Below are 19,352 nucleotides of genomic sequence, written 5' to 3' on the forward strand. Positions count from 1 at the left end.
AACGGTTCCAACTTCGGACCACGACGAGGCACCGGCACATCCGCAGAAGCAGTCATACACAAACTAACGACGGATCTCCGACGCGGGACACTAGCGGGCCGCCCGGTGCAGGGCCCGGTCCGTCACGGTGACCACCACGAGCAGGACACCGAGGACGACCGAGGCGCCGGCCATCAGGTGCAGGCCGCCGTCGTCGGCGCGCTGCCCGTAGGCGAGGGCGATCAGGCTGGAGGCGGTGATGGCGCCGATGTACTGGGCGGTGCGTTGCAGACCGGCGGCCGAGCCGATGTCGGCGGCGGGCGCGTACTCCTGGACCGCTGCCTGGTTGCTGGTGCCGATGAGGCCCTGCGGGATGCCGAAGCAGGCGCCCGCGAGGAGCAGCACCACCAGCGGGGTGTGCCCGGAGACGACGGTGAGCAGGCCCGCGCCCGCGGTCAGCAGGACGCAGGCGACGGTGAGCGGGGCCCTGATGCCTTTCGTGCGGGCGCCGAGCAGGGAGCAGACCAGCGCGGCGACGGACATCGGCAGCATGAGCAGACCCGTGTGTCCGGACGAGTAGCCCCGCCCCTCCTCCAGCCACTGGGTGAAGCCGTACATGACGCAGTAGATGAGCAGGTAGCTCAGGCCGTGGCGGAGGTAGGTGCGGGCGAGCGGGCCGTTCCCGGCGAGCATGCGTATGTCGATGAACGGCGTGCGGCAGCGCAGCTGCCACCACAGCAGTGCGGCCGCGAGGACGACGACGGGGGCGAGCAGCCACCACATGGGGTGGGCGAGGTCGAGGAGGAAGAAGACCAGCACGGTCAGAGCCGTGGAGAAGAGGCCGATGCCGAGGGGGTCGAGGGCGAGCCTGGGCGCCGGTTCGCCGGCCGTGCCGCGCGGCGGGTCGGCGGGGATCCAGACGAGGGCGCAGACGAACGCGACGACGGCGACGGGTACGTTCACCGCGAAGATGCCCCGCCAGCCGACGACCGTGACGAGCAGTCCGCCGAGGGTCGGGCCGACGGCGGCGCTGCCGAGCGCGGCGAAGGAGAGCCGGGCCATGACGGGCCGCGGCGGGCGGCGTCCCACGCGGCGCCCTTCGTCGCGCAGGACGGCCATCGCCGCGGGGTAGGCGGCGGAGGTTCCGATGCCGAGCAGCACCCGGGAGACGATGAGCCAGCCGAAGGCGGGGGCGAGGAGGCCGACGATTCCGGAGGCGCACACGACGACGAGGCCCGCGAGGAAGACGCGGCGCGGGCCGAGGGCGTCGGCCAGTTTGCCGAGGACGGGCTGGGCCACGGCGCTGGCGAGGTAGAGACCGGAGATCAGCCAGGCCGTGTCGGCGGCGCCGATCCCGAAGTCGTGCCCGATCGCCACCAGGGCGGTGGAGATCATCGTCGTGTTGAGCGGGTTCAGGAGCGAGCCGAGCAGCAGCGGGGCGGTCAGCCGGGTGTGGAATCCGGGCTGCTCAGGAGCGGTCTCCTGAGCCTTTTCCGGAGGGGCGGTGACGGATGCGGCGGTTGTCTCGCGCGCGTCACCGCTCACTTCTGCACCAGCCGCTCGAGGAGCAGGGTCGCTTCGGCGAGGGTGTGCCGCTCGGCCGCGTCGAGCTCGGAGGTGAGTGCCTCGGTGAGCCAGCCGTGCTTGGCGGCGCGTACGGAGGCGAGGGTGGCGCGGCCGCTGTCGGTGATCGACATGACGGACTGGCGCCCGTCGTTCGGGTCCGGGGAGCGGGCCACGAAGCCCTGCTCCTCCAGGGCGCCGATCGTCAGGCGCATGGATTGCGGCCGGACGTACTCGGAGCGGGCGAGCGCGGCGGTGGTGGCGGGGCCCTCGGTGTCGAGGCGGGCCAGGACCGTGCGCTGGGTGGGGGTGAGGAGGCTGTCCGGCGACGCGCTGCGCAGCCGGCGCGAGAGTCGCCCGACGACGGTGGCGAGATCGGCGGCGATCCGCTCGGTGGGAAGCTCGGCGGCAGCGGGGTCCTGCGTTCCTGACATATCTCCACCGTAGGAGGTAGACAGGCAGCCTTGCAAGTTTTCCTTGCGACCGACTCCGGGCCGCGCGACCGGGACCGTTCAGCAGGCCAGCGCGCCCAGCAGGGCCCGCGCGCACAGATCGCGCACCTGCGCGCGCGTCAGCTCCGGCTCGTCCAGCCAGTCCAGACAGACGGCGACAAGGAAGGCGAGCCAGCCGCGCACGGCAAGGCGCAGCGCGGCCGGCTCGGGCAGCCTGCCCACCAGCTGCGGGTCGGCGGCGAGGGCGGCCATGATCTGCGCCTCGTGGGCGGCGAGCCCCTCCCGGTACACGGTGCGCACGGTGGGGTCGCCCGCGGCCTCGGCGCGGTGGAAGGCCCTGAAGCCCTGCGCATGCGAGGCGACGTACTCCAGGAAGGTGTCGAGGCCGGTGCCGAGCTGGTCGCGCACCGGGACTCCGGGGACGGCGGCGGTCAGCCGCAGCATGCGGGAACTCTCACGGCGGACGACGGCGGCGAAGAAATCCCGCTTCGTGGGGAAGTAGTGGTACAGCAGACCGCGCGAGACACCGGCGATCTCGGCGACCTGTTCGATCCAGACGTCGTCGTACGGGTCCTGCGCGAACAGCCTGGCCCCGACGGACAGCAGCTGCTCCCGCCGCTCCTCGGTGCTCAGCCTGCGCCGGGTCCGCTCCCCCGACGTCCGCGCTCCCCCTCGCTCTGCGCTCATGCGGGGCACCCTACTGGACCTCCCTCCCCTCGCCCGACGTCTTACTTGACGCCGGTTCAACAGCGGGACCACACTGTGGCGCATTATTGAATCCACGTCTAACAAGGCGCAGGTACGGGTCCAACCGGCCGCTCGCGCAAGGGAGATGGGCACGATGGCGCAGGTGACGCAGACGGCGGAGGGCGTGCTGCCACGGGGCTTTCGCAGCGCCGAGCAGGGCTGGCCGCGCCTGGACCGGATCCCACGCCCGGCGCGCCGGGTGCCGTTGATCGGTGACGTGGTGGGCGCCAATGTCCGCACGCCGCTGCAAGACTCGATGCGCATAGCGGCCGAGCTCGGGCCGATCTTCCGGCGCAAGGGGTTCGGCAAGGAGATCGTCTTCGTGGCGGGCGCCGGGCTGGCAGCGGAGCTCGCGGACGAGTCCCGGTTCGCCAAGCATGTCGGGCTCGGGGTCGCCAATCTGCGGCCGGTGGCGGGCGACGGACTGTTCACGGCGTACAACCACGAGCCCAACTGGCAGCTGGCGCACGACATTCTGGCCCCCGGCTTCAGCCGCGAGGCGATGGCGGGCTACCACCCGCTGATGCTCGACGTGGCGGGGCAGTTGACGGCCGCGTGGGACGCGAGCGAGGCGGCCGGGCAGGCGGTGGACGTGCCCGGGGACATGACGAAGCTGACCCTGGAGACGATCGCGCGGACCGGCTTCGGGCACGACTTCGGGTCGTTCGAGCGCGACTTCGACCGGGAGGGGCCGCATCCGTTCGTGACGGCGATGGTGGGCGCCCTGTCGTTCGCCCAGCGCCGCAACGTGGTGCCGCCGCTGCTCTCGATGCTGCTGCGCGGCGCGGAGAAACGGAACGCCGCGGATCGCGCCTACCTGAACCACGCGGTCGACGAGGTGATCGCCGCGCGCCGCGCGTCCGGCGGCGGCCCCGGCGATCTGCTCGACCGGATGCTGGAGGTGGCGCACCCGGAGACGGGCGAGCGCCTCGCGCCGGAGAACATCCGCCGCCAAGTGATCACCTTCCTGGTCGCCGGGCACGAGACGACGTCGGGCGCCCTGTCGTTCGCACTGCACTACCTCGCGCAGGACCGCGCGGTGCTCGCGAAGGCGCAGGAAGAGGTCGACCGGGTCTGGGGGGATGTGGACGTGCCCGCGTACGAGCAGGTCGCCAAGTTGCGGTATCTGCGGCGGGTCCTCGACGAGTCGTTGCGGCTGTGGCCGACTGCTCCGGCGTTCGCGCGGGAGGCGGTCGCCGACACGACGCTGGGCGGGACGCATCCGATGCGACGCGGCGCCTGGGCGCTGGTCCTGACGACCATGCTGCACCGGGACCCGGCGGCGTGGGGCGAGGACCCCGAGTCCTTCGACCCGGAACGCTTCGCGCCGCAGGCGGTGCGGGGGCGCCCCGCGCACGTGTTCAAGCCGTTCGGCACGGGCGCCCGGGCCTGCATAGGCCGACAATTCGCCCTGCACGAAGCCATGTTGGTGCTCGGCCTGCTGCTGCGCCGCTACGACCTGCACGCGGAGCCGGGGTACCAGTTGAGGATCGCGGAGCGGCTGACGCTGATGCCGCGCGATCTGCGGCTGCGCCTGACGCGGCGCTGAGTCTTCCGGCGGGGTCGGCGCCCTCATAGGGTGCGTCGATGACTGTCACGTACAAGGACATTGCCGCGGAGCCGCCCGGACGTGACCCCGGCACACCGGATCTGCGGGGTCCCCTCCGCTACTTCTGGTGGCTGATGATGCGGCAGCGGGGGCGGGTCGCGGCCGGCGCGCTGCTCGGCAGCCTGTGGATGGTGGGGCTCACGCTGCCGCCCTATGTCCTGGCGCGGGCGATCGACGACGGGCTCCGGGCGGGCAACTCCCGCGCCCTGTACGGATGGTGCGGCGCGCTCGCCGCGGTGGGCGCGGTCAACGCGTGGCTCGCGATGATGCGGCACCGCACGATGACCCGCGTCAGGATGGACGCCACCTTCCGCACGACGCGGCTCGTCACCCGGCACGCGGCCAGGCTCGGCGCCGTACTGCCGCGCCGGGTCGCGGCCGGCGAGGTCGTCACCATCGGCTCCGGCGACGTGGCGCGGATCAGCCAGACCCTGACGATCGCCGGTCCCGGGGTCGGCGCGGTCGTCGCGTACGGGGTGGTGGCCGGGCTGCTCCTGTCCATCTCGGGGCTCCTCGCGGTGGTGGTCCTGCTGGGGGTACCGCTGCTGGCCGGTTCGCTGGGCCCGCTGCTGACCCGGCTGCAGGGCGCGGAGTCCGGCTACCGGGACCGCCAGGGGGTACTCGCCGCACACCTCGCGGACCTCGTCGGCGGGCTCGGTGTGCTGGCCGGGCTCGGCGGCAAGGACGTCTACGCGCGGCGGCTGCGACGCGACACACGGCGGCTGCGCGAGGAGGGGTACCGGGTGGCGCGGGTGATCAGCTGGATCCAGGCGCTCGCGGTCGGGCTCCCGGCCCTGTTCCTCGCCTGCGTGACGTGGCTGGGCGCGCGCATGGCGGCTCAAGGGGCGCTATCCGTCGGCGAGTTGGTGGCCGTGTACGGGTATGTCGCGATGCTGGTGGTGCCGGTGCAGTTCTTCATCGAGGGCGGCTACGACCTGGGGCGCGGGCTCGTCGCGGGCCGCCGGGTGCTGGGGTTCCTGTCGCTGCCGCCGCAGACGGACGGGCGGCGCACCGCAGCGTCCGTGCCGCCGGAGGGTGCGGTGCTGTACGACCCGGTCTCCGGCGTGTCGGTGGCGCCGGGCCTGCTGACCGCGCTGGTGTCGGCGCGCCCCGAGGACGCGACCGCCGTCGTGGACCGGCTGGCAAGGTTCGCGCCGTCGACCGTGACGTGGGGCGGCGTGCCGCTGGACGCGGTCGACCTGGTGGAGGTGCGACGCCGGATCCTGGTCGCCGACCCCGAGGCCGACCTGTTCCACGGGACGCTGCGGGAGACGGTGGCGGGGCGGCAGGCCCCGGACGACGCGGCGGTGGCACGGGCCCTGCACGCGGCGGCGGCCGACGACGTGCTCGCGGGGCTCCCGCGCGGTATCGACTCCGAACTCTTCGCGCAGGGCCGCAACCTCTCCGGCGGCCAGCGCCAACGGGTCCGCCTGGCACGGGCGTTGCTGGCCGACCCGGAGATCCTGCTCGCCGTGGAACCCACCTCGGCGCTGGACGCGCACACGGAGGCCCGGGTCGCCGAGCGACTGCGCACGGCCCGGCGCGGCCGCACCACCTTGGTGACCGGCACGTCGCCGCTCCTCCTCGACCGGGCCGACACCGTGTGCTTCCTGGTGGACGGCGCGGTGCGGGCGGTGGGGCGCCACCGCGAACTCTTCGCCGGGAGCACCAGAAGCACCGGGGACACCGGCAGTACCGCGACCGCCGGGATCGCGGAGTACCGGCGCCTGATGGCCCGCGGAACGGACGAGGTGCCGACGGCCGGCGGGGGCGCCGCATGAGCCGGTCGCCGTCCCTGCCCGTCGCCGACCGGGCGACGGTACGCCGCGCCGCCCTGGAGCTGATCCGTACCGACCGTCGCGCGTTCACCTGCCTGCTGCTGCTCAACTGCCTCGCCGCCGGCTCCGGGATCGTCGGACCGTGGCTGCTGGGGCGGATCGTCGACGACGTGCGCGCGGGCACCTCCGTCGGGCAGGTGGACCGGCTGGCGGCGGTGATCCTCTGCTGCGCGGTGGCACGACTGGCGTTCGAACGGTGGGCGCGTCTGGTGGGGCACCGGTTCGGGGAGCGGACCGCCGCGCGCGTACGGGACCGGTTCGTGGACCGGGCGCTGGCGCTGCCCGCGTCGGTGGTCGATTCGGCGGGCCCCGGGGACCTCACCAACCGGGGGACGAACGACGTCGCGGCCGTGGCGGGCGCGCTGCGCGACGCGGGCCCGGACGTGCTCGTGTCACTCGCCCAGGCGCTGTTCCTCACCGGCGCCGTGTGGGTCGTCGAGCCGCTGCTCGGCGCCCTGTCGTTGGTCTGCCTTGCGGGCATCCCGGTGACGGTCCGCTGGTACCTGCGCCGGGCACGAGCGGCGTATCTCGAACAGGGCGAGGCCGACTCGCAGCTCGCGGAACAGCTCGCGGCGACGGCGTCAGGCGCCCGCACGGTGGAGGCGTTCCAACTGCAGACGCGGCGGATCGACGCGTGCGAACGCGCCGTCGGGCACAGCCGGCACACCCGGATGCGCACCCTGTTCCTGCGCAGCGTCCTGTTTCCTTCGGTCGACTTCTCGTACGCCGTCCCCGTCGTCGCCGTTCTCCTGGCGGGCGGGGCCCTGCACGCGCACGGCGCAATCGGCCTGGGCGCCGTCGTCACCTGCGCGCTGTACCTGCGCCAGCTGTCGGGACCGCTCGACACGATCCTGTTCTGGGTGGAGCAACTGCAGAGCGCCGGCGCCTCGTTCGCGCGCGTCGAGGGCATCGGCGGGGAGCCGCGCGGGACAGCGTCCTACGAGTTCGAGCCGGTCGGCGACGCCATCGAACTGACCGGCGTGCACTACGCGTACCCGGACGGCGACGACGTCGTCCAGGGCCTCGACCTGACCGTACGGCCGGGCGAACGGCTCGCCGTGGTCGGCCCGTCAGGCGCCGGCAAGACGACGCTGGGCAAGCTGCTCGCGGGCATCGACGCGCCGCGCGCCGGCCGGGTCGACGTCGGTGGTGTCCCGGTGACCGCACTGGCACCCGAGGTGTTGCGGCGGCACATCGTTCTCGTCACGCAGGAGCACCACGTCTTCCTCGGCCCGGTCCGTGACAACCTGCGTCTTGCCGCGCCCGACGCGGACGACGCCCGCCTCGCAGCCGCGCTGGCCGCCGTCGGCGCGGAGTGGGCGGACGGCCTCCCGGACGGCCTCGACACGGAGCTGGGCGCGGGCGGCCTGCGCCTCGACGGCGCTCAGTCGCAGCAGCTCGCGCTGGCCCGCGTGGTGCTTGCGGACCCGCACACCGTGGTCCTCGACGAGGCGACGGCGCTGCTCGACCCGGCCACGGCCCGGCACACGGAGCGCGCCCTCGCGGCGGTGCTGCGCGGCCGCACCGTCATAGCCGTCGCGCACCGCCTGCACACGGCCCACGACGCCGACCGGGTCGCGGTCATGGAGGCCGGCCGGCTGACGGAACTCGGCCCGCACGACGACCTGGTGGCGGCGGACGGAGCGTACGCGGCGCTGTGGCGGTCGTGGCACGGGGAGGTCTAGCGCAGGAGGGGCAGCGCACGGGGCCAGGGCTCGCTCGTCGGCGGCCCCCGCTATTCGTCCGGCGCCGACTCCATGGACGCCACATCGAGCACCCCGTCGCGTTCGGCCAGTACCGCGACGAGTTCGGGCACGTCGGCTGCACCCTCGATCTCCATGCGGACGGCCATCGTGCCGGGGCGGTCGGGGCCCTGCTCCCATTCGGTGCGGTCGGTGCGCAACTCCACCACGCGAAAGCCCCGCCTCGTGCACTCCTCAAGAACGCCGGTCAGGACACTGCTGCCGACCCGGTAGGCGAGGTGCAGGCCCGAGCGCCGTTCCGTGACCAGGGCCGGGACGCGCCGGGTCAGCCACGGGTAGCCGCGCACCACAAGGAAGTGGCAGGCGGTCGCGGCGAAAGCGAGCAGCGGCAGGCCGCCACCGCAGGCCATCCCTATGGCGCAGGTCAGCCAGACCGTCGCGGCGGTGGTGAGACCCCGTACGGCATCCCTTCGTACGAAGATGAGTCCACCGCCGATGAACCCGATACCGGAGACGATCTGCGCCGCGACCCGGGAGGGGTCGAACGACACTCCCTCCAGGGCCAGGACGGAGTTGAATCCGTGCTGCGAGACCTCCATGAACAGGGCGCTGCCCACGCCGACGAGCGTGTGCGTGCGCAGCCCCGCACTCTTCTGCTGCACGGCACGCTCCGCGCCGATCAGCGTGGACAGGACCAGCGCGAGACCCAACTCGGCGAGTTGCCGGAGGCCTTGGCCCGCCGCGGGGTCGAACAGGGGCACTGCGAGCGACGTCACCAGCGGAACCCTCCTTTCCGTTCTCGCCCCGGAACGTGCCCCGGGGCTCTCACGAGGCTAGTCCCGCACCATTGGAGACGGATTGTCAGACCCGTGCGCAAGAGTGGGAACCATGAACGGGACCAGGAACGTCGAGCACCATGGCCGGCAGGCGAAGAACCACGAGGTGGCCGCGGCGCAGGCCTGTCTGCGACTGCTGCACACGGCACGCGCCGCGCTCTCCGGCACCGAACCGCCCGCGACCGCGTCCGTGCTCGCCGTGCCGATCGCGGAGGCCGACGAGGCGCTGCACCGGGCGGGCCTCGCGGGCAACGAGCAGTGGCTGCTCGATCGGATCTACGACCTGGGCCTCGGGCCGCAGGCACCGTAGGATCCGAAGCCGTCGCACTTGGGGGAGTTGACGGGCCGGTCGGGACCGGTCAGGACCAGGCACTCCCCTGTGCTCGTCACCCGACCTGTCAGGAGCCCCCTTGACCCCCTCCCCCTCCGACTTCCCCGACACCGGCACCGGCACCGGCACTGACGCCGCGAACCCCGTCGCGCACCGCATCGACCCCGCAGGCGGCTGCCCGCACGCGCGCAACGCACGACTGATGGAGCGCGGCGCTGTCGCCCCGGTCGTACTCCCCGGTGACGTGCCCGGCATGCTCGTCCTCGGCCACGACGCGCTCAAGGAGTTCCTTGCGCACCCCGACGTCGCCAAGGACGCCCGTCATTTCACGGCGCTGGCCGAGGACCGGATACCGCCGGGCTGGCCGCTGCGCACCTTCGCCACGGTGCGCGGGATGACGACGGCCGACGGCGACGACCACCGGCGGCTGCGCTCGCTGGTGAGCCGGGCGTTCACGGTCCGGCGGGTGGAGGGGCTGCGGCCGCGGATCGAGCGGCTCGTCGACGAACTGCTCGACGGGGTCGCCCGGCAGGCGGCGGCCGACGACGGCGTGGTCGAGCTGCGGTCCCGGTTCGCGCTGCCGCTGCCGATGCGCGTCATCTGTGAACTCTTCGGGGTGGACGAGGAGTTCAGGGGCCGGCTGCACCATCTGTCGAGCCAGGTCGTCGCCACGGACACGACACCTGAGGACTCCCTCGCCGCGAACAAGGAGATGGTGGCGGCGCTCGCCCAGGTGGTGGCGGCACGGGCGAAGGCGCCGGGGGACGATCTCACCAGCGCTCTCATCGCGGCGCGCGAGGAGGACGGCGACCGGCTGAGCCAGGAGGAGCTGATCGGCACGCTCATCCTCTTCGTCATCGCCGGGCACGAGACGACACTGAACCTCGTGACGAACGCGGTGCGGGCCCTGTGCGGGCACCGCGACCAGCTCGCGCTGGTGCGCGCCGGGACGGTGACGTGGACGGACGTCGTGGAGGAGACGCTGCGCTGGGACAGCCCGGTCAGTTACTTCCCGTTCCGCTATCCGACCCGGGACCTCACCGTCGACGGCACGGTGATCCCGCAGGGCACCCCGGTACTCGCCGGATATTCGGGCGCGGGCCGCGACCGGTCCGCCCACGGCCCGGACGCCGACCGCTTCGACGTCACCCGCCCGGCGAAGACCCGGCACCTCTCCCTCGGGCACGGGGCGCACTACTGCCTGGGCGCGCCGCTGGCCCGGCTGGAGGCGACGGTCGCCCTGGAGCGGCTGTTCGCCCGGTTCCCCGACCTCGATCTCGCCGTGCCGGACGAGGAGCTGCCCGCACACGCCGGCTTCGTCGGCAACAGTGTCCGGCGGCTGCCGGTGCGGCCGGGGCCCGACGCGGAGAACCGGTGACAATGTCGGCATGGATCATCCGCATCCCACCCGACTGAATCGCACCCGCACCGACGCCTACCTGGCCCGTATCGGCGCTGCCCGTCCGGCGGCGCCGACCGCCGAGGCGTTGCGCGCCCTGCACCTGGCGCATCTGCGGACCGTTCCGTTCGAGAACCTCTCGGTACACCTGGGAGAGGACATCACGCTCGATACGGACACGCTCGTCGCCAAGCTGGTCGACCGACGGCGCGGCGGCTTCTGCTACGAGCTCAACGGCGCGTTCGCCGCGCTGCTCGACGCCCTCGGCTTCGAGGTGACGCTCCTGCAGGCGCGCGGCGTGGGCGAGGGCGGCCGGCCGGGTATCCCGTACGACCACCTCGCGCTGCGTGTGCGCGACACCGAGGGCGAGGATTGGCTGGCCGACGTCGGCTTCGGTACGCACTCTCACTTCCCTCTCGCCTACGAGGAACGCGGCGACCAGAGCGAGCCCGGCGGGGTCTTCCGCGTCGAGGAGGCCGCCGAGGGCGACCTGCTCGTGTTGCGCGACGGGGAGCCGCAGTACCTGCTCGATCAACGCCCGCGCGCCCTGCGAGACTTCACCGCGGGCGCGTGGTACCACCGCACCTCACCCGCCTCCCACTTCACCCGGTCACTGGTCTGTTCGCTGCTGACCGAGGGCGGCCGGATCACTCTCAGCGGTCATACGCTCACCACGACCGTGGGCGCGGAGCGCACGCGCACCGAGCTGCCCACGGACGCGGCCGTCCTGGACGCCTACGACCAGCACTTCGGCATCGCCTTGGACCGCGTCCCGCCGGAACCGGACATCGCCGAAGGCTGACCCCGCCCGCCGCCCGCTGGTTATGCTGCCGTCGAAGCGCTCAGTGAAGCGCTCAAACGAACAGCAGAAGCGAGGGGGCCATCAGCATGCGCGAACCGGTCGATCTCAGGCGGCAGCGGATCCTCGCCGTCGTGCGGTCGCGCGGCGCGACCCGGGTCAGCGATCTCGCCTCGGAGCTCGCGGTGTCGGTGGTGACGCTCCGACGCGACGTGGAGGAGCTGGCCCGCGAGGGGAAGCTGCGCCGCGGCCACGGGGTGGCCCGCCCGGTCCTGACCGAGACCGAGCAGGCCGCTGCCCCGGCGCCGGCGCCGGCGGACGGCGGCCCGGTCGCGGTCGTCGTGCCCGAGCGGCACGCCTATCTGTACGAGACCGTGCACGGCGCCCGGACCGCCTTCGAGGAGGTCGGCATCCGTATCGCGCTGCACATCGCGCCGACCGTCCCGGGCGCCGAACAACCCATCGTGGAACGGGCGTTGGCGGAAGGCGCGCGCGGGCTGCTGATCGCGCCGCGCTGGCGCAGCCGCGCCACGGAGGAGGCCGACTACGCGTGGCTGGCACGTCTGGACGTGCCGGCCGTCGTCATGGAGCGCAGGCCCCGGCGCGGGAGCGCGCTGCACGCCCTGGACACCGTCTGCACGGACCACTGGTACGGCATCCATCTCGCCGTCGAGCACCTCACGGGCCTGGGTCACCGGCGTATCGTGCTCGCCGCGCGCGACGACAGTCCGACGGCGCGCGCCATCCGTGCGGCCTTCTCGGACATCGCGGCCGGCCACCCGGACGTCGACACGTGGGCGGTGGCCCTCAGCTCGCCCGGCGCGGCTCCCGACCCCGAGGCGGAGAGCGCGGAGAGGGCGATCGAACTCCCGGCTCTGCTCGACGAGTTGGGCGCGACGGCCGCCGTGCTGCACGGCGACGTGGATGCGCTGATGCTGGTGCAGTCGCTGCGTGACAGCGGGGTGCGGGTCCCGGAGGACTGCTCCGCCATCGCGTACGACGATGTGGTCGCGGGTCTCGGCAGCACCCCGCTGACCGCGGTGTCACCACCCAAGGCGGAGGTCGGGCGGGCGGCGGCGGAGCTGCTGCTGCGCCGGATCGACGACCGGACCCCCGGTGGCTCCAACGCTCCGGCGCGCCGCATGGAGCTGCTCCCGGCGCTCATGGTGCGCGGCTCGACGCAGGCTCCGGCCGCCCCTGCCGTCCCGGCACCAACTACTCCCCCGGCGTGAGCGTTTGACCGTTTAATTTTCTTCTGATCGATCTATTGACCAGGTCCGCTCAGCCGATCAGTATTCCCGTGACTCGAACACGCAGGAGCCGCGGGAGGCGCCCATGCCTGGTCGACAGAGCCGTCGATCCATGCTCGCCGCGATCACCGCGCTGCCACTGACGGGCGCCCTGAGCGCCTGCAGCGAAAACGACAGCGCGTCATCCGGGAGCAGCAGCACGTCCGGTACCAAAGGCAAGACCACCATCACGTTCTGGTCCGCGCTGCGCGGCAGCCAGGAAGTGGTGGACCAGTTCAACAAGACGCACGACCACATCAAGGTCGCCTTCGAGCAGATACCCTCCGGCACCTCCGGCGGATACCTCAAGCTCAGCAACGCGGCCCGCGCGGGCAACGCACCTGATGTCGCCACGATCGAGTACCCGCAGGTCCCGGGCTACGCGATCGACGGCGTCGCCCGTGACATCACGGATGCGATCAGCGACAAGCTCAAGGCCAAACTGCTGCCGCAGGCACTCGGCCTGACGACGTTCGAAGGGCGCACGTACAGCGTGCCCCTGGACGTCGAGCCGATGGTGCTGCACTACCGCAAGGACCTCTTCGACAAGTACGGCTTCGACGTCCCCACCACCTGGGACGAGTACACCGATCTGGCCCGCGCCGTGCGCCGCACCGGCGGCAAGCGCAGGGCGACCTTCTTCTCCACGGACATGGGCCTGTTCTCGGGCTGGTGCTGGGGGGCCGGCGCGCACTGGTTCGACACGTCGAAGGGCGCCTGGAACGTGTCGCTCGCCGACGCGCCCACGCGCCGCGTGTCGCGGTACTGGCAGCGCCTCATCGACGAGGACCTCGTCTACGTCAATCCCCCCAACAGCCGCGAGGCCGACGCCCAGGTCGGCAACGGCCTCGTCCTGACCCGGCACAGCGGCGCCTGGGACGCGGGGGCGCAGATGAACGCGCGCCCCGCGCAGAAGGGCCTGTGGCGGATCGCCCCGCAGCCCCAGTGGGACCCGGCGAAGCCCGCACTCGGCACCCAGGGCGGCTCGACCTTCGCGATCACGAAGGACAGCAGGCACCCCGAGGCCGCCATGGAGTTCATCGAGTGGCAGGTCTCCAGCCCCGACGCGATCAAGGCCCGGCTGTCCAGCGGCGCGAGCAGCCAGTACCCGGCCGTGACCGAGCTGATCAAGGAGGGCCGAGCCGCCTTCGACCGCTCGTACTACGGCGGGCAGGACATCTACTCGCTGTTCGAGAAGGAGGCCCAGAAGATCAGCGACGGCTGGGTCTGGGGCCCTCGGATGACGGCGACCGGGCAGGTGATGTCGGACGCCTTCGCCCGCGCGGCGGCGGGTTCCGGAACGATCGAGTCCTCCATGCGCGCCGCGCAGGACGGCACGATGCCCGACCTCAAGGCACTCGGCCTCAAGACCACCCAGCACTCCACGTGAACGTCCGCACCCCGAAAGGCAGGTGAGTCCCATGACCGCGACAACCCATGCACCCGCGACGGCCGCCGCGCCCCCGCGGGAGGCGGACGGCTCCCGGCGCAAGGCGCAGCGTGCGGCCAAGCGCCGCCGGGGCGGCGCCGCGGGTGTCCTGATGGCCCCGTTCTTCGTCCTCCTCGCGCTCGTCTTCCTGATCCCGGTCTGCACCGCGGTCTGGCTGAGCTTCTTCAGCGACGACCAGCCCGGACTCGGCTTCGGCCCGGAGCGCACGGTCTTCGTCGGCCTGCGCTCGTACGCCGCCGTGCTCACGGACCCGTCGTTCCTCTCCGGCCTCGGCACGGTCGCGCTGTACTGCGTGATCTACATCCCGGTGATGACCATCGGCTCGCTGGCGCTGGCGCTCCTGCTCGACTCGGGTGTCGTACGCCTGCGTGCCTGGGCCCAGTTGGGCCTGTTCCTGCCGCACGCGGTGCCCGGCATCATCGCCGCGCTGATCTGGCTGTACCTCTACACCCCCGGCATCAGCCCCATCATCGAAGTGCTCGGCAAGGCCGACATCACCGTCAACTTCCTCGGCCTGCACACCGCGATTCCCTCGATCGTGAACATCGCGGTGTGGAGCAACCTCGGCTACAACATGGTCATCTTCTACGCGGCCCTGCAGGCGGTCCCCCGGGAGGTCCTGGAGGCGTCGGTGGTCGACGGGGCGGGTCCGGTGCGTACCGCGCTCCAGGTGAAGGCACCGCTGGTGCGCTCCTCGATCGTCATGGTCGCGATGTTCACGCTGATCTGGGCGCTGCAACTGTTCACCGAACCCATGTTGCTGCGCGCGGGCTCGCAGGTCGTCGATGCCCGGTTCTCGCCGAGCATGTACATCTACGACGCGGCCTTCAGCCGCAACAACTACTCGCTCGCGGCCGCCGCGTCGGTGATCCTCCTGATCATCACGATCGTCGTCTCCTACGGCGTCACGCGCTGGACCAACCGCGTCAACTCGGACGAGGAGAGCGCCCGATGACCACTGCCGAGATGGGCAGGTCCACCCTGCTGCGCCCCCGGCTCCTGGGCCGGGCGACCGTCAATGTCGTCGTCGCGATCTCCGTCCTCTACACGGTCCTTCCCGCCCTGTGGCTGGTACTCGCCTCGACGAAGTCCCGCGACGCCCTGTTCAGCAGCAGCATCCTGTCGTTCAGCGACTTCTCGCTCGTCCAGAACGTCAAGGACCTGTTCGCGATGGACGGCGGTCTCTACAGCCGCTGGTACGGCAACAGCCTGTTGTACGCGGTCCTCGGCGCGGCGATCGGCGCGATGATCAGCGTCGCCTGCGGCTACGCCTTCGACAAGTACCACTTCCGGCACAAGGAGAAGCTGTTCGGCCTGGTGCTCGCGGCGGTCATGGTGCCGCAGACCGTGCTCGCGCTGCCGCTGTACCTTTTCGCCTCCGCGACCGGCGTCGTGAACACCTTCTGGTCGGTGTTCATCCCCGTCCTGTTCAACCCGTTCGGGGTGTATCTGGGCCGCATCTTCGCCCAGGGCTACGTACCGAACGAGGTTCTGGAGGCGGCACGCGTCGACGGCGCCGGTGAGCTGACGACGTACGTCCGGGTCTCCCTGCGGATGCTCGGCCCCGGTCTGATCACTGTCTTCCTCTTCCAGCTCACCGCCATCTGGAACAACTTCTTCCTGCCGATGGTCATGCTGTCGAACCAGAACCTGTACCCCGTGAGCCTGGGCCTGTTCCAGTGGAACAGTCAGGCGACCGTCTCTCCCGAGTACTACCCGGTGGTGATCATGGGCTCGCTCCTCGCGGTCCTTCCTCTCGTCCTCGCGTTCATCTTCCTCCAGCGCTTCTGGCGGTCCGGCCTGACGGCGGGGGCGGTCAAGTGAGCAAGCCTCGCGTGGCGTTGGCCATGTCCCCCCAGGCCGCGGCGGCCGTCTTCACGCCGCGGTCCGTGGCCGCGCTCACGAAGGTCTGCGACCTGGCGCCCCTGCCCGTCCTGGACGACCTGACGACCGTACGGGCCAAGGAGATCCTCGCCGGGGTCGACGTCCTCGTCACCGGGTGGGGGTGCCCGCGGCTCGACGCGGACGTCCTCGCCGCGGCTCCTCACCTCAAGGCCGTGGTGCACGCGGCCGGTTCGGTGCGCGGGCACGTCACCGACGCCTGCTGGGAACGGGGCATCGAGGTCACCTCGGCGGCCGCGGCCAACGCGCTGCCGGTCGCCGAGTACACCCTCGCGATGATCCTGCTGCACGGCAAGCACGTCCTGGAACGGGCCCGCGACTTCCGGCAGGACCGCGCCCGCGACGCATGGCTGCTCACGTCGCACGACGTCGGCAACTACCGTCGCACCGTGGGCCTGTTGTCCGCGTCGCTGATCGGCCGCCGGGTCGTCGAACTGCTGCGGCCCTTCGACTTCCAAGTCCTGCTGCACGACCCGTACGTCACCCCGACAGAGGCCGCCGAGCTGGGCGTGGAGTGGGTCGAGCTGCCCGAACTCTTCACCCGTAGCGACCTGTTGAGCGTCCACACGCCGCTTCTTCCCGCCACGCGCGGACTGGTGAGCCGCAGCCTCCTGACTTCCATGCGGCCCGGTGCCACGCTCATCAACACCTCGCGCGGCGCCGTCGTCGACCAGGACGCGCTCACCGACGTGGTGCGCGCGGGCCGCATCCGGGCGGTGCTCGACGTCACCGACCCCGAAGTGCTGCCCGCGAAGCACCCGTTGTGGGACTGCCCGAACGCTCTGATCACCCCGCACCTCGCCGGTTCGCAGGGCAGCGAGTGGGAGCGGCTCGCCGACACGGCCGTCGGCGAAGTGGCGCGGTGGGCCGCGGGCGACGGATTCGCCCATCCCGTACGACGCGAAAGGCTGGCGTTCCTGGCATGACCGTTCCCGGTGTGACCATCCCGTTCGAACTTCCCCCTGAGAACCGGGCGTTGAGCCCGTACACCGGATACACCCGCGCCCACTGGGAAGCCGTCGCCGACGGACTGCTCGGCGCCGCCTGGCGCTGGGCCACCCCGCAGGGCGCCCTGCTCGACCTGCCGGGCCGCCCCTCCGCGTCGGGGGTCCGCTCGGACGGCCTCGAAGGTTTCGCCCGTACGTTCCTGGCCGCCGGATTCCGGGTCGCGGGCGCCGACGGCAAGGATCCGCACGGCTGGCTGGAGCGTTACGCGAGCGGCCTCACCGCGGGCACCCGCACGCCCGGCGCCGACGACGCCGAGTCGTGGCCGCTGATCCTCGACCACCACGTACAGGGCCAGCCGATGGTCGAGTCGGCATCGGTGGCGCTCGGCCTGATGCTGACGCGGCCGTGGCTGTGGGACCGGCTCGACAGCGACGTACAGGACCGGGCGGAGAAGTGGCTGCGCGGCGCGATCACCCACACGCCCGCCCCCAACAACTGGTACCTCTTCCCCTTCATGGTGGCGTCGTTCCTGGATTCGGTGGGACGCGGCGACGGAGCCACGGCGCGCGCCATGGAGCGGGCACTCGGCCTGATGGAGACGTGGTACCGGGGCGACGGCTGGTACCAGGACGGCGACGGACGAGCCTTCGACCACTACAACGGCTGGGCGCTGCACCTGTACCCGATGCTGCACGCGCACCTGTCGGGCGACACGGCATCGGCGGCCCATTTCGGCCCCCGGCTGCGCGAGCACCTGGAGAGCTTCTCGCTGCTCTTCGGCGGCGACGGCGCGCCGATCCACTTCGGGCGCTCGCTCACCTACCGCTTCGCCGCGTCGGCGGCGATCGGCGCCGGCGCGGTCACCGGGCACACGCCGCTGACACCCGGCACGTCACGCCGCCTGATCAGCGGCAACCTGCGCTACTTCCTCGACCGGGGCGGCGTGACGGACCAGGGCCTGCTGAGCCTGGGCTGGCACGGCCCGCACGCCGCCACGCTCCAGCCGTACTCCGGGCCCGCGTCCCCGTACTGGGCGTCGAAGGGTTTCGTGGCGCTGCTCGCACCCGAGGGCGACCCGTTGTGGACCGCGACCGAGGAGCCCGCCCCGAGCGAGGGCCCCGACCGGGTGCTCGCGCTGCCGGCGCCGGGGCTGCTCGTGCAGTCGACGCAGGCCGACGGGATCGTCCGCCTGCACAACCACGGCAGTGACCATGTCCGGCCGCACGAGGGCGAGTTCGCGGCCCAGGACGACGCGCTCTACGTCCGCCAGGCGTACTCCACGCACACCGGGCCGACGTCCCGGGCCAACACCGCGGACAACCAGCTCGCCGTCGAGGTCGGCGGCGCCACGAGCACCCGGCGCAGGATCTACCCGCTGGGTGCCGGCCAGGGCGACGGATGGGGCTGGGCCGCGTCTTGGCACCGTCCCGTGTTCGCGTCCGGGCCGCCGATGGTGCCGGGTCTGCGCGTGGAGAACGTGACCGTGGTCCGGGGCCGCCACGAGCTGCGGATCCACCGGGTCGTCGGCGCCCCGCACGGAGCACGGGCGACGCTCACCGGCTGGGCCACGGAGGCGCTCCGCTCGGAGCTGGTCGGGGTGCACGGCTGGGACGACGGCGGGGACCGGGTGCGGGCTCCGGAGGGTACGGCGTACGAGCCGTGGGTGCGGATGCCCCGGCTCTCCGCCGGTGTCGAGGGGACCGTGGTTCTCGTGGCCCTGGCCTCCCTGGGCGGGGAGTCCGGCGAGCCGCTCGCCGAGGCGGTGAGCGAAGTGACCGTCATCGGCGGGGAGTTGACAGTGCGCTGGGCCGATGGTTTCGAGACCGTTGTCGGGTTCGAGCCGCTGCGGGTCCAGTGACGGTGCGCGGGGTCGATCGCGCCGCGGCGGAGCCGCTATGCGATACAGCCCGGCGCACGTAGGACGGCCTGCACGGCAGGGGCGTATCGGTCGACCACCTCCTCGATGTCCGCGGCCCACACATGCGGGCCGCGGGCGATGCCGTACATGACGCCGAGCCCGAGCAGCATCGATACCGCCAGTTCGGCGCGCAGGCCCGCGTCCTCGCCGGCGAGGCGCCCGGCGAGGGCGCCGCTGACCTGGGTGCGGAAGTTGGCCCGCAGGATCTCGCCCTGCTCGCCGTGGAGCGGGGCGAAGACGATGCGCAGGATCGGGTCGGCGCCGCGCTCGGCCTGCCCGGTCAGGACGTGGCGCACCATGTGACGGCCCAGGTCGGCCGGCGGCGCGTCGAGGAAGGACTCCACGTCGGCCTCGAAGTTCATGACGCCGGAGAACAGGGCGTCCTTGCTCCCGAAGTACTTGAGGATGAGGGGCGGGCTGACGCCGGCCCGGTCGGCGACCGCCTTGAGGGTGATGTCGCCGTGCGCGTGCCGGGCGAGCAGGTACCGGGCCGCCTTCACGATGACCGCCTTGGTCGCCTCGGCGTCACGCCGGGCCGCGGGCCCCCGTTCACCGGGCTCCCGTTCGTCGGCGTACGCCGTGGTCATCG

General features: G+C 72.3%; 17 protein-coding genes. 12 read left to right on the plus strand and 5 right to left on the minus strand.

All coding sequences use genetic code 11. The annotated features are described in order from the left end of the window. Nucleotides 1-90: 90 nt before the first annotated feature. The 3 genes from ACIREE_RS29160 to ACIREE_RS29170 all read right to left on the minus strand — a co-directional run bounded on the left by ACIREE_RS29160 (nt 91) and on the right by ACIREE_RS29170 (nt 2,681). Complete coding sequence (locus tag ACIREE_RS29160; protein WP_404158419.1) at nt 91-1,524, minus strand: MFS transporter; 1,434 nt, start codon at nt 1,522-1,524, stop codon at nt 91-93. Further along, nucleotides 1,521-1,976: a MarR family winged helix-turn-helix transcriptional regulator gene (locus tag ACIREE_RS29165; protein WP_404158422.1), complete on the minus strand. Its 456-nt coding sequence runs from the start codon at nt 1,974-1,976 to the stop codon at nt 1,521-1,523. The genes ACIREE_RS29160 and ACIREE_RS29165 overlap by 4 nt, the downstream gene beginning before the upstream one ends. A gap of 78 nt (nt 1,977-2,054) precedes the next feature. Continuing rightward, nucleotides 2,055-2,681, minus strand: a complete 627-nt coding sequence (locus ACIREE_RS29170) for a TetR/AcrR family transcriptional regulator (RefSeq protein ID WP_404158425.1) — start codon at nt 2,679-2,681, stop codon at nt 2,055-2,057. A 154-nt stretch (nt 2,682-2,835) separates the two neighbouring features. Between ACIREE_RS29170 and ACIREE_RS29175 the strand changes: the two genes are divergently transcribed. From ACIREE_RS29175 to ACIREE_RS29185, 3 genes are read left to right on the plus strand one after another with little or no spacing between them, the layout of a single operon-like run. Further along, on the plus strand, nt 2,836-4,290 hold the full coding sequence (locus ACIREE_RS29175) for a cytochrome P450 (RefSeq protein ID WP_404158428.1): 1,455 nt from the start codon (nt 2,836-2,838) through the stop codon (nt 4,288-4,290). A 38-nt stretch (nt 4,291-4,328) separates the two neighbouring features. After that, on the plus strand, nt 4,329-6,131 hold the full coding sequence (locus ACIREE_RS29180; RefSeq protein WP_404158430.1) for an ABC transporter transmembrane domain-containing protein: 1,803 nt from the start codon (nt 4,329-4,331) through the stop codon (nt 6,129-6,131). Next, a complete protein-coding gene (locus tag ACIREE_RS29185; RefSeq protein ID WP_404158432.1) occupies nt 6,128-7,873 on the plus strand; it encodes an ABC transporter ATP-binding protein in 1,746 nt (581 codons plus the stop codon). Before ACIREE_RS29180 ends, ACIREE_RS29185 begins: the two co-directional genes overlap by 4 nt. 50 nt (nt 7,874-7,923) lie before the next feature. On the opposite strand, the gene ACIREE_RS29190 is transcribed toward ACIREE_RS29185, so the two are convergent. Continuing rightward, on the minus strand, nt 7,924-8,667 hold the full coding sequence (locus ACIREE_RS29190) for an MgtC/SapB family protein (protein ID WP_404158434.1): 744 nt from the start codon (nt 8,665-8,667) through the stop codon (nt 7,924-7,926). Nucleotides 8,668-8,779: 112 nt separating this feature from the next. Here ACIREE_RS29190 and ACIREE_RS29195 point away from each other — a divergent pair, with 112 nt between their 5' ends. The 9 genes from ACIREE_RS29195 (at nt 8,780) to ACIREE_RS29235 (ending at nt 18,703) form a co-directional block, all read left to right on the plus strand. Then, nucleotides 8,780-9,037, plus strand: a complete 258-nt coding sequence (locus tag ACIREE_RS29195; RefSeq protein ID WP_404158436.1) for a hypothetical protein — start codon at nt 8,780-8,782, stop codon at nt 9,035-9,037. A gap of 100 nt (nt 9,038-9,137) precedes the next feature. Beyond that, a complete protein-coding gene (locus tag ACIREE_RS29200) occupies nt 9,138-10,436 on the plus strand; it encodes a cytochrome P450 (protein ID WP_404158438.1) in 1,299 nt (432 codons plus the stop codon). Between the two features lie 10 nt (nt 10,437-10,446). Next, nucleotides 10,447-11,259, plus strand: a complete 813-nt coding sequence (locus ACIREE_RS29205; RefSeq protein ID WP_404158441.1) for an arylamine N-acetyltransferase — start codon at nt 10,447-10,449, stop codon at nt 11,257-11,259. Nucleotides 11,260-11,345: 86 nt separating this feature from the next. Continuing rightward, entirely contained in the window at nt 11,346-12,488 is a 1,143-nt protein-coding gene (locus ACIREE_RS29210) for a substrate-binding domain-containing protein (RefSeq protein WP_404158443.1), read from the plus strand. A 103-nt stretch (nt 12,489-12,591) separates the two neighbouring features. Beyond that, nucleotides 12,592-13,935, plus strand: coding sequence for an ABC transporter substrate-binding protein (locus ACIREE_RS29215; protein ID WP_404158446.1), 1,344 nt, complete (start codon nt 12,592-12,594; stop codon nt 13,933-13,935). A gap of 31 nt (nt 13,936-13,966) precedes the next feature. Further along, a complete protein-coding gene (locus ACIREE_RS29220; RefSeq protein WP_404158450.1) occupies nt 13,967-14,950 on the plus strand; it encodes a carbohydrate ABC transporter permease in 984 nt (327 codons plus the stop codon). Next, a complete protein-coding gene (locus tag ACIREE_RS29225) occupies nt 14,947-15,819 on the plus strand; it encodes a carbohydrate ABC transporter permease (RefSeq protein WP_404158453.1) in 873 nt (290 codons plus the stop codon). The genes ACIREE_RS29220 and ACIREE_RS29225 overlap by 4 nt, the downstream gene beginning before the upstream one ends. Nucleotides 15,820-15,842: 23 nt before the next feature. Next, complete coding sequence (locus ACIREE_RS29230; RefSeq protein WP_404159081.1) at nt 15,843-16,823, plus strand: hydroxyacid dehydrogenase; 981 nt, start codon at nt 15,843-15,845, stop codon at nt 16,821-16,823. Then, nucleotides 16,820-18,703: a DUF2264 domain-containing protein gene (locus tag ACIREE_RS29235; RefSeq protein ID WP_404158456.1), complete on the plus strand. Its 1,884-nt coding sequence runs from the start codon at nt 16,820-16,822 to the stop codon at nt 18,701-18,703. Before ACIREE_RS29230 ends, ACIREE_RS29235 begins: the two co-directional genes overlap by 4 nt. A gap of 35 nt (nt 18,704-18,738) precedes the next feature. On the opposite strand, the gene ACIREE_RS29240 is transcribed toward ACIREE_RS29235, so the two are convergent. Beyond that, nucleotides 18,739-19,350 (minus strand): TetR family transcriptional regulator, encoded by a 612-nt coding sequence (locus ACIREE_RS29240; RefSeq protein ID WP_404158459.1) that lies wholly within the window; start codon nt 19,348-19,350, stop codon nt 18,739-18,741. Between the last annotated feature and the right edge of the window lie 2 nt (nt 19,351-19,352).

The sequence above is a fragment of the Streptomyces sp. NPDC102467 genome, assembly GCF_044765445.1.
In the GTDB taxonomy this organism is placed as follows: domain Bacteria; phylum Actinomycetota; class Actinomycetes; order Streptomycetales; family Streptomycetaceae; genus Streptomyces.

What these genes read in the sequence shown, in the direction of transcription:
- ACIREE_RS29220 (WP_404158450.1), top strand. Translation starts at nt 13,967, where the DNA reads ATGACCGCGACAACCCATGCACCCGCGACGGCCGCCGCGCCCCCGCGG.
- ACIREE_RS29240 (WP_404158459.1), bottom strand. Translation starts at nt 19,350, where the DNA reads ATGACCACGGCGTACGCCGACGAACGGGAGCCCGGTGAACGGGGGCCC.
- ACIREE_RS29210 (WP_404158443.1), top strand. Translation starts at nt 11,346, where the DNA reads ATGCGCGAACCGGTCGATCTCAGGCGGCAGCGGATCCTCGCCGTCGTG.
- ACIREE_RS29205 (WP_404158441.1), top strand. Translation starts at nt 10,447, where the DNA reads ATGGATCATCCGCATCCCACCCGACTGAATCGCACCCGCACCGACGCC.
- ACIREE_RS29175 (WP_404158428.1), top strand. Translation starts at nt 2,836, where the DNA reads ATGGCGCAGGTGACGCAGACGGCGGAGGGCGTGCTGCCACGGGGCTTT.
- ACIREE_RS29195 (WP_404158436.1), top strand. Translation starts at nt 8,780, where the DNA reads ATGAACGGGACCAGGAACGTCGAGCACCATGGCCGGCAGGCGAAGAAC.
- ACIREE_RS29165 (WP_404158422.1), bottom strand. Translation starts at nt 1,976, where the DNA reads ATGTCAGGAACGCAGGACCCCGCTGCCGCCGAGCTTCCCACCGAGCGG.
- ACIREE_RS29215 (WP_404158446.1), top strand. Translation starts at nt 12,592, where the DNA reads ATGCCTGGTCGACAGAGCCGTCGATCCATGCTCGCCGCGATCACCGCG.
- ACIREE_RS29180 (WP_404158430.1), top strand. Translation starts at nt 4,329, where the DNA reads ATGACTGTCACGTACAAGGACATTGCCGCGGAGCCGCCCGGACGTGAC.
- ACIREE_RS29230 (WP_404159081.1), top strand. Translation starts at nt 15,843, where the DNA reads ATGTCCCCCCAGGCCGCGGCGGCCGTCTTCACGCCGCGGTCCGTGGCC.
- ACIREE_RS29225 (WP_404158453.1), top strand. Translation starts at nt 14,947, where the DNA reads ATGACCACTGCCGAGATGGGCAGGTCCACCCTGCTGCGCCCCCGGCTC.
- ACIREE_RS29185 (WP_404158432.1), top strand. Translation starts at nt 6,128, where the DNA reads ATGAGCCGGTCGCCGTCCCTGCCCGTCGCCGACCGGGCGACGGTACGC.
- ACIREE_RS29170 (WP_404158425.1), bottom strand. Translation starts at nt 2,681, where the DNA reads ATGAGCGCAGAGCGAGGGGGAGCGCGGACGTCGGGGGAGCGGACCCGG.
- ACIREE_RS29235 (WP_404158456.1), top strand. Translation starts at nt 16,820, where the DNA reads ATGACCGTTCCCGGTGTGACCATCCCGTTCGAACTTCCCCCTGAGAAC.